Consider the following 13216-nt stretch of genomic DNA (forward strand, 5'->3'; position numbering starts at 1 on the left):
GCGCGCCTACTGCGGGAGGTACTGGCGCGGGATGGGGCGCGCGGGGGTCTCGGCGGCCCAGTAGACGGAGACGACCCACCAGCGGGTGCCGTCGTTCACGAGCTGGATGCTGTTGATGCCGCGCGTGGGCACCGTGTCCGCCTCCGCGCGGCCTTCGTAGGTGCTGAAGACGTGTGCGATGGGTCCGTACTCGTCCACCCGGCGTGAGATCTCCCGCTCGCGGAAGCCGATGCGCTCCAGGACGGGCCCGGTCACCGCGATGTAGTCGTTGACCTCCAGGAGCCGCATCCCGGTGCTGCCGTTGGGCCGCGTGCCGGTGGGGATCAGCTTGCCGCCGGGGATGAAGAGCGAACGCATGCGGTTCCAGTCGCGCCGCGCGCCCACGGGCCCGGAGATCACGTCGTACAGCGCCTTGATGATCGCGTCGATGGAGGCCACGTCCTCCGCCTTCGCCGCCGTGGCGGAGACGGTGACCGGGTGCGGAACGGGTTGCGGGGGCGTGGCCTGGGCAAAGAGCAACGGCGCCGGTGCCGCCAGCGCCGCGAGGGCGAGAAGGAGAAGGGTGCGCATTGGCAGTCCTCTTGGGAGGGATGGATTCCGGCTGCGTCGTCGCGCGGACGGCGCGTGGCGGTGCAGGAAGATAGTGCGGGGGACGCAACCGGAACCAGTAATCCCGTCTCGACAGAAGTTCTGTGCAGCCCCGAAGGATCAAGATGTCACGCAAAGGCGCAGAGACGCGGTGAGAGAACCACAGAGAAAGCATCACACGGAGGACACGGAAGGAACTGAAAGCCACGGAGAAAACCTTTTTGCGGTTCTCTTGCACAAACCTCGATGACGAACGGTATGAGAGCTCGTGCGCGCCGGGATCGTCCCGGCGAAAAGTCCGGCCACCCCTCCTGCTCGCGCAGGCAATCTCGATGAAAGCCGCACGCATCCTGGCCGCGTTGAAGCGGGGGATTTTTCCGCACGACCTGGCGTTCCTTCTCGATCTGCCCTGGCGGCACCTGGTCCTTTCGCCGCGCACGCTGGCGGCGCGGCTTCCCCTGCCGGCGGAGCGCGTTCTGGAAGTCGGCGCCGGAACGGGCTTCTACGGGGTGGAGATCGCGCGCTCGAACCCGGCGGGACGGCTGGAGCTGCTCGACCTTCAGCCCGAGATGCTCGCGCGTGCGCGGCGAAAGGTGGAGGCCGCGGGGCTCCGGAACGTGGGCTTCACGGAAGCCGAGGCAGGCCGTCTTCCCTTCGACGACGCGGCCTTCGACATCGTCTACCTGGTCACCGTCCTCGGTGAGATAGGCGACCCCGACGCGTTCATGGGCGAGGCGCACCGGGTGCTCCGGCCGGGTGGGACCCTCTCCATCAGCGAGCACGTTCCCGATCCCGACCGGCTGCCGGTCGCGCGCGTCGAGGCGCTCGCCGGTGCGAGCGGCTTCGTTCTGCGCGAGCACTTCGGGTCGCGCTGGAGCTACACCGCGAACTTTACCCGTGCGTGACGCGCGGCGCCGGAACGGCCTGTGCTAGCTCGTCGTGCTGCCGGATGCGCGCGGAGAAGCCGTAGCCGTGAAGCCGCGGCTCAGATGCCCACGATGGAACGGAGAAGATCGCACATGAAGCGAATCGGGTTGCTCGCCGTGCTGGCCGCCAGCCTCGCCGGGCCGGCGCTGGCGCAGCAGCAGGAAACACGGCCCTACGTGACCGGCAATCGCCTGGGGATGCCGGTCATCGCCACGCCCGGCCGCGAGTTCGAGCCGATCTCCTCGAACGTCAAGGTCTTCGGCGCCATCTTCTCCGCGGAGAGCTGCTCGTACGACGCGGAGCGCGGCGTCATCGTGGTGCCGAACCGCGGGGTTCCGCAGGGCGTGCAGGGGAACGACGCCTGGGTCTCGTTCATCAACCACGACGGATCGGTTCACACCGCCCGTTGGATCGGGGTACAGGGCCCGGCGCAGCGGGCGAACCTGTCGCCGCCCCTGGTGCTGAACGAGCCGTTCGGCAGCGACATCGCCCGCGGCATGCTGTACCTGGCCGACCGCGACGGCGGCCTGCGCGCGGGCGAGCCGAGCGTCGCCGTCATCCGCCGCTTCGACCTGCGCACCGGCGCGCCCGCCGGCGAGGCTCGCGTCGAGGGCGTCACCTGGATCAACGACATCGAAGTGGCGGACGACGGCACCACCTACGCCACGCAGATGGGCGACGCGGGCGCGGACTCCACGTGGCGGGTGTGGAAGATCGCGCCGGACGGCACGGCGTCGGTCTTCGTGCAGGGTGCGCCGCTCCGGCAGCCCAACGGCGTGGCCTTCGATCCGCAGGGCAACGTCGTCGTCGTCAACATCGGCAACGCGGAGGTGCTGACCTTCTCTCCCGCGGGGCGGCTGGTGAAGACGGAGCAGGCGGCGCAGCCGGGGAGCGACGGACTCGTGATCATGCCGGACGGCACGAAGTACGTGAGCAGTGTCACGCAGGGAGGGGTCTCCCGCATCCGCCCGGGCGCACCCGCCGAGCTCATTGCCCGCAACATCCCGAGCGCCGCGTCCATGTGCTACGACGCCGGCGCGAACCAGCTCGTAATCCCCATGAACCCGAACAACGGCCTCGCCTTCGTACCACTTCCCTGATCGCCCGAGAACGACGCAACCTGAGCTGACGCAGGCATGACATCGACTTCGCGGAGGCCACGCGTGGTCTGCCACATGACCACCTCCGTCGACGGCCGGATCGTCGTGGACGGCTGGCCCGCCCCGGACGACGTGCGCCGCGAATACGAGCAGGTGCACGCGAGCTACGACCCCGACGGCTGGATCTGCGGGCGCGTGACGATGGAGCCCTTCGCCGGCGGCCTGCGCGGCGAGGAGGAGGTGGCGCGGCACCACTCCGGCCCGCCGCGCGAGGACTTCGTCGCTCCGGGCGAGCACGACTCCTTTGCCTTCGCGGTCGACCCGAGCGGCCGGCTGGCCTGGGAGTCGAACGACATCGACGGCGACCACGTCGTCGCGATCCTCTCGGATCGCGTGTCGGACGAGTATCTGGCCTCTCTGCGGGAGCGCGGCGTGTCGTACCTGCTGGCCGGCCCGCGCGACGTGGATCTGCCGCTCGCGCTGGAGAAGATCGGCGAGCGCTTCGCCGTACGTACGCTTATGCTGGAAGGCGGCGGGGGGATCAACGGAGGGATGCTGCGCGCGGGGCTGATCGACGAGGTGAGCCTCCTGATCGCGCCGGTGGCGGACGGACGATCGGCGCGCCGGCGCTCTTCGACGTCGCCGGTGACGACGTGGCGCCCCACCGGCTCACCCTCGAGGTTGTCGAGCGGCGCGGCGGCGGCCTGATGTGGCTGCGGTACAGCGTCGCAACGGATGCCGGGTGAGCCTGGCTCCTGGATTTAGCTCAAGCACCAAACATCGAAGGGATCAGCTCCGTACCGGCGCTGGTCCTTTTTTGCGCTGCCAACCTTTGGCGTGGCGCTCGGACTGCACGGGCGGCGGCCGTAGCGGCCGCGCTTCGTCATCTTCCACTGCGCGGAGTCGCTCGCCACGTCCAGATCGGCGCCGTCCGTTCGTGGAATCGCGGCGTTTCAAGAGCGGACACGGGGCTCCCCCGATCCGGCGAGCTGCAACCAGATGCGCACCAACGAGTTGGGCGTCCGGCCGCTCCCGGCACGTACCTTCCCTGTTGCGACTGCCCCATTCCGACAAAAGTTCGATGAGATCCCCGGCCGAGGCCTGCACAACCGTCTGCGCCGTCCGTGCGTCCAAGGCAGGTGCGCTCCGGCGACCGTCGCGGCGCCGCATCGTCCCCCGTGGAGGAGAACCGACCATGCGTTGGATGAACCGAAAACGCCCGCGGCGCTGGGGCGCGGAGATGGCGGCGGACGTGCGCTACGCGCTGCGCGGGCTGCGCCGGAGTCCGGGCTTCACCGCGACCGCCGTGCTTACGCTGGCGCTGGGGGTCGGCGCCAGCTCAGCCGTGTTCAGCGCGGTCAACACGGTGCTGCTGGCGCCGCTGCCGTACCCGCAGCCCGAGCGGCTGGTGCGCATCTACCACCAGAACTCCGCCTTCGACCGAGGCACCCTTTCCGCCGCGGACTGGCAGGGGATCAGAGAGCAGCAGCGCAGCTTCGAGTCCGTCGCGCTCTTTCGCACCGGCGGCGCGGCGCTCACCACGCGCGAGGGCGCGGAGTGGGTAAAGGTAGGGTGGGGCACCGCCGGCATCTTCCAGACGCTGGGGGTGCGGATGGCGCGCGGCACCGGCTTCCGCGAGGGGGACGACCGCACGGGCGCACCGCTCAAGGTGGTGGTCGGCGACGAGTTCGCGAGGCGCCACTTCGGCGGTGAAGACCCCGTGGGCCGGCCGCTGGTGCTGGACCGGGTGAGCTACACCGTGGCGGGCGTGCTGCCAGCGGGCGTCGGGGAGCTGGCCGGGGTGCAGGCGGAGGTGTGGCCGATCCTGCAGCCCCCGGTCCCCACGCGCCGCGGCCCGTTCGGGCTGCACGGCATCGGGCGGCTGCGGGCGGGGGTGACGCAGGAGGCCGCCGCGCGCGAGCTGGCCGGGACCAGCGCGCGCGTGGTGGCGCAGTGGGCGAACGGCGCGCCGGACCGCTCCGTCCGCTACACGCCGGTCCCGCTCCGCGACGTGCTGGTGGGCGATTCGGGGCGCTCGCTGCGGCTGTTCGGCGGCGCGGTCTTCCTCGTCCTGCTGATCGCCATCGCCAACGTGGCCAACCTGGTGCTGGTGCGCGCTTCGGGACGCGGGCGCGAGATCGCGGTGCGCACGGCGCTGGGGGCGCCACGTGAGCGCCTCGCGCGCATGCTGCTGACGGAGAGCCTGGTGCTGGGCGGGCTCGGCGGTGTAGCGGGCGTGGCGGTGGCGGCACTGGGGCTGAAGGCGCTCGCCACGGTGGGCCCGCGGCTGCCGCGCATCGAGGAGGCGAGCCTGGACCTGCGCGTGATGGCGTTCTGCGTGGCGGCGGGGCTGCTGAGCGGCGCGCTGGTCGGCACCTATCCGCTGGTGGCGGGGATGTCGCGCTCCATCGCCGCCTCCATCCGCAGCGGCGACCAGCGGGCTGGCGCGGGGCGCGGGACGCAGCTCTTTCAGGCCGCGCTGGTGGCGGGCGAGTTCGCGCTGGCGCTGCCGCTCCTGCTGGGCGCCGGCCTCCTCCTCCACTCCTTTGTGAACCTCCAGCGGGTGGACCCCGGCTTCGACCCGGAGCGCGTGCTCACCGCGCGCATCTCGCTTCCCGAGGCCGCCTACGCCGAGCCGCCCGAGATGCTGCGCTTCTGGGACGAGGCGCTGCGCTCGGTGAGGGAGATGCCCGGCGTGGAAGAGGCGGGGCTCACCACCTCGCTCCCGCCCGACAACGGCGGCGACACCAACAACTTCGACCTCGTGGAGCGCCCCGTTGCCCCCGGCGAGTCGGAGCCGGCGGTGCCGTGGGCATGGGTCACGCCGGAGCTGTTCGGCGCGCTGGGCGTGCCGCTCGTCGATGGGCGCATGCTGGAGCGGCGCGACGACTCCCCCGATCGCCCCGTGGTGGTGGTGAGCCGTTCGTGGGCGCGGCGCTACTTCCCCGGCGAGAGCGCGGTGGGGAAGCGCATGTACGTGGGCGGATGCCGCGAGTGCGTGCCGTCGACCGTGGTGGGTGTGGTGGGCGACGTGAAGTACGCCGGGCTGGCCGAAGGCGCGGAGTCGGTCTACGAGCCCGTGCGCCAGAATCCGGGGTCCACGCTCAGCCTGGTGGTGCGCGCCAGCGTCTCGCCGGAGAGCCTGGCGGAGCCGATCCGGCAGCGGATCCGCGCGGTGGACCCCGGCGTGCCGGTGCGGGACTTCGCCACGATGGGGGAGCGGCTTTCCACCTCCATCGCGACGCCGCGCAGCCTGGCGTCGCTGCTGGGCGCCTTCGCCGCGGCGGCGCTGGTGATGGCGGCGCTGGGGGTGTTCGGGGTGATGTCGTACGCGGTCGCGCAGCAGCGCCGCGAGATCGCCGTGCGCATCGCGCTGGGCGCCGACGCGCAGCGCGTGGTGCGGATGGTGATGCGCCGCGGGATGGTGCGCGCGGCGGCGGGGCTCGCGGTGGGCGCCGTCGTCTCCGTCGGTGCGATGCGCGCGGTGGAGGCGATGCTCTTTGAGGTGCGCACCACCGACCCCGCCACCATGGCCGTCGCGACCGCGCTGCTGCTGGGGGTGGCGGTGGTGGCGTGCTGGCTTCCCGGGCGGCGGGCCGCGCGCATCGATCCCGCGCGGGCGATGGCGGCGGAGTGAGGGGTGCGGGCCGGCGGTTGAAACCGCTGCAACAACCGCGGGAAGCCTGCCTTCGCAGGCTCCGGTGGCGAAGTCGGCGCCGGATCACCGGGGGATGAATGCCCCGGCTGGAACCACGGGAAGGCGGCTGAAGCCGGCTCGTGCAATTGGGTCGCTGGCGGTGGAGGCAAGGCCGCCCTTCGGGATGCGGGCTGGGACGGTGACGCGATGTACACCGGGCCATCCCGTACGCCCTCTAAACTCGTTCTTTCATCGCCTGGCGCGCCGCCTCACCGCGCCCGTGCGATCAGGATCAGCGATGCCGGCTCGCCGGTTTCCGGGTGGATCGGCTCCCTCACCGCGTCCACGCGGAGCCCCGCCTGCCGCAGCACCTGGAGCCACGACTCCAGCGTCCGGTAGAACCACGGCATTGGCTCGGTGAACCCGCTCCCGAACGCGGCGAACCGCTCCGTTCGCCATCCGTCGCGGTACGGCTCGTCGCCGCGGGCGGTCCAGGGGTGGACGGTCTGGATCACGAGGGCTCCGCCTGGCTTCAGCAGCGCGCGTGCACCGCGGAGCGCATCGCCGAGCGGGTCGCCCAGCAGCGCGAAGTTCGCGACGACAACGTCGAACGGGTCCCCGAAGCGGGCGGAAGCGCCCGCGAGCTCCGCGTAGGAGCAGACGTGGAACTCGCCGCCCCCCGCCTGGCGCGCCGCCTCCACCAGCGGCGCCGATGCATCGACGCCAACCACCTCCACGCCCGCGGCGGCGAGCGCCCGCGTCAGCCACCCCTCGCCGCAGCCGAGGTCGAGGGCGCGGCGGGGCGCGAGCGCCAGCACCGCGTCCTCGACCGCCTGGTCGGTCGCGAGCCGCCGCGAGGCGATGCGTCCATCGCGCACCGCCTCCGTCCACGCCGCCGCGTTGGTCTCCCAGCTACGCTCGATCTGCCGCAGCGTGTCGTCCGTCACGTGGCTCGCATTTGATCCGGTTCGCGGACGAGGAACAGCAATCTCACGCGGAGACGCGGAGACGCAGAAGAGAGACGGAGCAGCCGTACCTCCGCGCCTCCGCGTGGGCGATCCAGGCTCGCCGTTCTATCCGTCGTAACACGAGGTCGAATGTTGCGCGCCGTGTTACACTCAGCCGCTGCGGGGCAGGGAGACGGTGAATGTGGTGCCGTGCTCCGCGCTTGACTCCACCTCGATGCTGCCCTGGTGCGCCTGCACGATCTGCTGCGCGATGTACAGGCCCAGCCCCAGGCTCCCCTGGGGACCACCCGCCGCGGGCTCGACCACCTTGTTCCGGGGCTTCATCGGATTGAAGATCCCGTTCAGGCGGTCCTTGGGAATCGGCTTGCCGCGGTTGTGGATGGAGATCTGGACGGCGTCGTCCGTGCCCTCCACCTCCACGCACACCAGGGAGCCTTCATCGCCGTGCTGCACCGCGTTGCCGATCAGGTTCGACAACGCCTGGGTGAGCCGCTCGCAATCCCACTCTCCGTCCCCTTCGAGGCGCGTTTCCACCTCGAACCTGCGCTTCGGATTCGCCGCCGCGATCTCGTCCACCACGTCGTGCACCATCTTCCCGATCGGCATGGGCGCGCGCTCGATGGGGATTCCGCCTCCCAGCCGGGCGCGGGTGAAGTCGAGGAGGTCGCCCACCATGGCCACCGTGCGGTTGGCGCTGCGGGCGATGCGGGTGGTGAGGGTGAGGGCAGGCTCCTGGAGCTCCTGCGTCTCCACCAGGAAGGTGGCGGAGGTGTAGATGGCGCCCAGCGGGGTGCGAAGGTCGTGTCCCAGGATGGCGAGGAAGACCTCCTTGGCCTGGTCCAGGTCCTGGTTGTACCGGGCGACGGACTCCGCGAGCGCCTGGTCGATGGACTCGTTGAACCGGGTCAGGTCTTCGATGTCATCGGAACGAAGCTCCCCTCCCTGCCCGCGCGTCCAGAGCCGGATGACGCTGGCGCGCAGGGCGCGGAACTCGGCCACCATCTGCTCCACGGTGAAGCCACTCTGGGCGCGGCCGGCGCCATGTTCCTCGGCGGCGGTCTGCGATTCGGAACCCGAGTCTTCGGCGTTCCCCTTTGACTTTGCGGACTGCTCGTCCGGGTTCTGGGGGGTGGCCAGGTCGCTGGCGATCGCCGTCAGCATGTCGTTGGCGTGGTCGCGCAGCGCCTCGATGTCCATCGCGCCACTCGCGGGCTTGCACGAGCGCGCGAACGCCTCCCACTCCGTCAGGATCGGCTCACGGTTCGCCAGGATGAACTCGGAAAGCAGCATCACGCCTCTCGTGGAAAGTGCGGCCCAGTGCCGGCCGGCGGGTTCGGGCGCCCGGCGTACATCCTGACGCGCAATCTCCCGGCCAGCCGTCCGGTTCTTGTGCGCGCCGCCTGTTGGGATGAGCAAAGGGACGCGGCGAGCCCGAACCGCTCCCCGCGTCCCTCACCTGTCATTCCCGCGTCTCTGCGCCTCTGCGTGAGACCAGCCGGTGCGTGCCCCCGTCAGTGGCGATGCGCCGGCTGCGCATCGGGGCGCCGCTGCCCGCGTCCTCCGCCGGTGTGCGCGGCGGGGCGGGGCGCACCGTGGCCCCCCGGGTTCGACGGACGTTCTCCGGGCCGCACCACCTGCAGCACCTGCATCATCCCGCGCTCCTCGTGGCCCAGGATGTGGCAGTGCATCACGAAGTGGCCCGTGGGCGGGCCGCACTTGCCGTCCTTGCACCCCTCGAAGCTGGCGTAGCGCTGCGTGATGAAGACGTATGCGGAATCGACGATGGCGCCCGTGCTGTCCACGGTGGGCGACGGCAGGGGGAGCACGTCCAGCCAGATCGGCGATCCTCTCCTCGCCGCCGCGTTCAGCTCCTGGTACAGCGGTAAGAACGCGTCCTGGGCGTTCGGGGCGTGCACCGAGTCCACCTGGAAGGGGTTGATGTGGATGTGGAACGGGTGGTTGATCTGGTTGACGCTGTGGTTCACGATCTTCCACGTCTGCGTCGAGTCCAGCACCATCGGCATGGAGGTGCCGCGCGCGTTGGACGGCACGAAGACCACCGTGTCGTTGAACCTCTGCCGGGGCGACGGTGCGCTTCCCAGAAAGAACTGGGTGGGGGTCGTGTCGTTTCCCGGGTGCCAGGCGTCGGTGAATACGACCACCGCGGTGTCACGCGCCGGCGTGAGGTTCGTGGCGATGAAGGCCGGTGGGGCAGGAATGGCCGTCCCCAGATAGGCCGCGAGGTTCGGCATGCTCGCCGGGATGCCCGTGCTGCTCGCCTTCCGGGCCGGGTCGACGACCACGCGGAACAGCAGGTAGGCGGTCGAGTCGGTGAACTGCGGGTCGCCGGCGCTGGCGCGCGTCCGCCGCGGGAGCACCGGCCTGCGCGTGCGCCGCCCGGAGCCGGGATTGTGGCGGACCCGGAAGTGATGCGTCCCGGTCCGCGGCGGCGCCTGCACGATCAGGTCGAGCCGGTTGCCCGCCCCCATCAGCAAGACGGAATCGTTGCCCGCCGCGAGGTTGGCCGGGGCGAACTGCACCCCGTCGCGCGCCACCTCCACCACCACGGGCTCGTCGCCGGGGCGGTCCTCGAACCTGAACTCGAGCGTCTTGCTGTTCCTCGTCACGTTCTCGTTCACGATGCGCCAGCGCTGCACCTCGCCCGGCGCCATGTAGAGCGTCGGGAAGTTCTGCCCGTTCACCAGGGGCGGCACCTTGTCCAGGATGTTGGTCCTGTCGCCGTGCAGCAGCCCCAGGGTGGTGTCGATCTGCTGGAAGGCGATCAGGTGCTCGCGCAGGTTGTGATGCCGCGTGAAGCGGTCCACCCCCGTGGCGGGATCTTCCACGATGAAGGCCCCCGACATCCCGTTCGCCACCTGGATGGCCACCGAGCCGTGCTTGTGCGGGTGGTACCAGTGCGTTCCCGGCGACTGGTTCATCGGCACGCGAAAGGAGTACAGGATGGAGTCGCCCGGCGCGATCACCATCAGCACGTCGTCGCCCACCACCGTGGAGTTGCTGTCGGGGGTGACGTGCATCCCGTGATAGTGGATGTTGGTGTAGTTGGGCCCGTGGAAGCAGTCCTGGAACACGTCCCGCAGCGGTGAGGGGGGGCGGTGCCGCGCGGAGTCCGTCGCCGGGTACGACATGCAGACGTGGTTCGAGTCCGACGGGCTCGTGGGCGGGGGGAGCTTGTTCCTCAGCCAGATCTGCACCAGGTCGCCCGGCCGCACCCGGAAGGTGGGCCCCGGAAAGCGGGGCGTGAAGCGGGGATCGTTGGGCCGGTACGCGGGGTCCGTGGTGGCGGCCAGGGTGTAGGCGCGCAGGGGGAGGGTGTCCGTGCTCAGCGTATGCGTGTTCACGGTGCTGTCTCCCACCGCCCTGCCGGCGCGCGTGACCGGCAGGTCGGCCATCGTAACGTCCAGCGTGGCGCTGAGCACGCCGTTCACCGATCTCACCTCCAGCGGGCTGGTGAGCGAGTCCTGGTAGAGCCGCGCGTGTGGCACCACCGGGCCTCTGTGCGTGCACCCGCCGGCCGCCGCGGCAACCGCCACCGCGAGCGTGGCAACGCCCAGCAGGTCCCTCGTCAGACGGCGGGGGCGTGGACCGGGAACGGGGCGTTCGGGCATCGGGAGCCCTCCGGGATGGCGGGTTTCGAGCGAGGCGGGGCAAGCCGCGCCGCCGAAGAGGAGCGCTTCGGCGGGAGGGGTGCCGTTGTACTGGCGGAATATGAACGCCGCCACCCGCACGCGCAACGATGCACTTGTGCGCTACGGGGCCGCTTGCCTGTGCGCCCGGATCGCGCGTACCAGCGCGCCCACCACCCGCCCGGGGGGAAGCGCGTCTTTGGGAAGCGCGCTGGTGTTGACCTGCACCACGACGGCGACGCGGTCCCGCGGAAAGTACATCATTTCCGTGAGGTAGCCGGGAAAGAAGCCGCTGTGCCCCCAGCTCACTCCCAGCGGCAGCGGCCGCACGATGACTCCGAGCCCGTAGGTGGTCCCCTGGGGGCCGAGCGGAGCGGGGACGCCGCGCAGCATCTCCGCGCGCGTGGCGGAGTCCAGCACGGCGCCGGCGTACAGCTCGGTCGCCCAGCGCGCCAGGTCGCGCGGCGTGGAGGCCATCCCCCCGCCCGTCCACTCGAACTGTGGGTTGATGGCGAAGCGTCCATCCGCCCCGATCATCGCGTCCGTGCCGCCGAACGGGTTGCCGGCTCCCGCGTACCCCTGCGCCAGCCCGGGCAGCACCCGGCGGTCGGAGGGGATGGTCTCGCGCAGCCGCAGCGGGCGCAGGAAGCGCCGGGCGACCTCCTCGTAGTAGGGACGCCCGGTGATCTGCTCCACGATCATCCCCAGGACGATGTAGTTGGTGTCCGAGTAGTCCCACCCCTGCCCCGCCGGGAAGGGAGCCCGCTCGCCCAGGACGTACGCGACCAGCTCCTCCGGCCGCCAGGCGCGGTCGGGATCGGCGGAGAGCGCGCGGGTGAACTCGTCCTTGAACTCGTAGCGCATCACCCCGCTGCTGTGGTTCATCAGCTGCCGCACGGTGATGGAGCGCGCGTTGGGCAGGCGGTCGAACCAGGGCTCCCGGCCCAGGTAGCGCGAGATGGGTGCATCCAGCTCCAGCCGCCCCTCCCGCACCAGCTGCAGCGCGAGCGCCGCCGCGTACGTCTTCCCCACGCTCCCCTGAGGCAGGCGGTGTGCGGGCGTCAGCGCCACCCGCCGCGTCGTGTCCGACCACCCCGCCGCAATCCCGAACGCCGGCCCGCCCACGAACGCTACCCCCACCGAAAGCCCCGGGTACCCGCTCACGCCGTACAGCGAGTCCACCAACGGCCGCAGCCGCGCCTCCCAAGCCGCGGGCGACGGCCCCGCCCCGCCTCCGCGCGCACCGCCGCACGCCGTCCACAGGGGAAGCGCGCCCAGCAGCACCAGCGCGAGGTGGCGGAATGCCGGCCGGATCGATGGAAGTCGCATCGCCGTGTGTGCGTGGGGGGTCAGCGCAGCGCTCTCGACATGCACACCAACCTGCGCGTTCCGGTCTGGTGAAGCCAGCCCGCGTCCGCGACCTTGTCATGACCGCGCGATCCGCGCCGCCGAGCCCATTCCCGCGCCACGACAATGCGTTACGCCCTGATCTCCGACATCCACGCCAACCTCCCGGCGCTGGAGGCCGTCCTCGCCCACGTCGCCGACGCGGACGCGCTCTACCACCTGGGCGACCTGGTGGGGTACGCGCCGTGGCCCGACGAGACGGTGGCGTTGCTGCGGGAGCGCGGCGTGCACGGCGTGGCGGGGAACTACGACTCCACGGTCGCCGCGGACTACAAGCACTGCGGCTGCCGCTACGAGGATCCGCGCCAGGAGGAGCTTTCGCACCTGAGCTACGCCTGGACGCGCGCCCACACCTCCGCCGCGACGAAGCGCGCGCTCGCGGCGCTCCCCTTCCGCATCGACCTGCGTCCGCTGGGCGGACACGCGCCGGGACCTCGCGTGGTGCTGGTGCACGGCACGCCGACCCTCAACACGCTCTACTGGACGGAGGACCGCGACGACGCCTTCTGCCGGAAGATGGCCGCACATGCCTCACTGGCGGCGGGCGACGTGATCTGCTTCGGCCACACCCACAAGCCCTGGCACCGCGTGGTGGACGGGATGCACTTCGTCAACACCGGCTCCGTCGGCCGCCCCAAGGACGGCGATTGGCGCGCCGGCTACGTCCTCCTCGACGTCGGCGATGGGGACGTCCGCGCCGAGTTCATCCGCGTGGAGTACGACCTGGAGCGCGCCATGGATGGCATCCGCCGCAGCGACCTTCCCGAAGAGTTCGCGGAGTATCTGCGGACGGGCGGAAAGCCGGCCCTCACCCCCCCGACCCCCCTCTCCCGATAACAGGAGAGGCTGGCGCCTCTGTTATCGAGAGAGGGGGGAGGTATTCGGCGATTCGTCGCGCCCACCCTTTTCGGCGCACCCACTAACGCTCCAGCACCGAAACCC

10 protein-coding genes are annotated in these 13216 nt (G+C 71.0%); 5 read left to right on the forward strand and 5 right to left on the reverse strand.

Annotated features, from left to right (window positions below):
• Positions 1-6: 6 nt before the first annotated feature.
• A complete protein-coding gene (locus tag VF584_17480; protein ID HEX8211972.1) occupies positions 7-570 on the reverse strand; it encodes a hypothetical protein in 564 nt (187 codons plus the stop codon).
• Positions 571-920: 350 nt separating this feature from the next.
• On the opposite strand from VF584_17480, the gene VF584_17485 reads away from it, so the two are divergent.
• From VF584_17485 to VF584_17500, 4 genes are all read left to right on the forward strand, one after another.
• The gene (locus VF584_17485; GenBank protein ID HEX8211973.1) at positions 921-1493 is read left to right on the forward strand and encodes a methyltransferase domain-containing protein; all 573 of its coding nucleotides are present in this window, start codon (positions 921-923) and stop codon (positions 1491-1493) included.
• A 114-nt stretch (positions 1494-1607) separates the two neighbouring features.
• Positions 1608-2615, forward strand: a complete 1008-nt coding sequence (locus VF584_17490; GenBank protein ID HEX8211974.1) for an SMP-30/gluconolactonase/LRE family protein — start codon at positions 1608-1610, stop codon at positions 2613-2615.
• A gap of 36 nt (positions 2616-2651) precedes the next feature.
• The gene (locus VF584_17495) at positions 2652-3323 is read left to right on the forward strand and encodes a dihydrofolate reductase family protein (GenBank protein HEX8211975.1); all 672 of its coding nucleotides are present in this window, start codon (positions 2652-2654) and stop codon (positions 3321-3323) included.
• Positions 3324-3819: 496 nt separating this feature from the next.
• Complete coding sequence (locus VF584_17500) at positions 3820-6252, forward strand: ABC transporter permease (GenBank protein HEX8211976.1); 2433 nt, start codon at positions 3820-3822, stop codon at positions 6250-6252.
• Between the two features lie 269 nt (positions 6253-6521).
• Here the strand turns inward: VF584_17500 and VF584_17505 are convergent, their stop codons facing one another.
• From VF584_17505 to VF584_17520, 4 genes are all read right to left on the reverse strand, one after another.
• Positions 6522-7199 (reverse strand): methyltransferase domain-containing protein, encoded by a 678-nt coding sequence (locus VF584_17505; GenBank protein HEX8211977.1) that lies wholly within the window; start codon positions 7197-7199, stop codon positions 6522-6524.
• A 171-nt stretch (positions 7200-7370) separates the two neighbouring features.
• A complete protein-coding gene (locus VF584_17510; protein ID HEX8211978.1) occupies positions 7371-8510 on the reverse strand; it encodes a sensor histidine kinase in 1140 nt (379 codons plus the stop codon).
• Positions 8511-8731: 221 nt separating this feature from the next.
• Positions 8732-10849 (reverse strand): multicopper oxidase domain-containing protein, encoded by a 2118-nt coding sequence (locus tag VF584_17515; protein ID HEX8211979.1) that lies wholly within the window; start codon positions 10847-10849, stop codon positions 8732-8734.
• Positions 10850-10990: 141 nt separating this feature from the next.
• The gene (locus VF584_17520) at positions 10991-12196 is read right to left on the reverse strand and encodes a serine hydrolase domain-containing protein (protein HEX8211980.1); all 1206 of its coding nucleotides are present in this window, start codon (positions 12194-12196) and stop codon (positions 10991-10993) included.
• 144 nt (positions 12197-12340) lie between these two features.
• Between VF584_17520 and VF584_17525 the strand changes: the two genes are divergently transcribed.
• Complete coding sequence (locus tag VF584_17525) at positions 12341-13111, forward strand: metallophosphoesterase family protein (GenBank protein HEX8211981.1); 771 nt, start codon at positions 12341-12343, stop codon at positions 13109-13111.
• Positions 13112-13216: the final 105 nt, after the last annotated feature.

Source organism: Longimicrobium sp. (assembly GCA_036389135.1).
GTDB lineage: Bacteria > Gemmatimonadota > Gemmatimonadetes > Longimicrobiales > Longimicrobiaceae > Longimicrobium.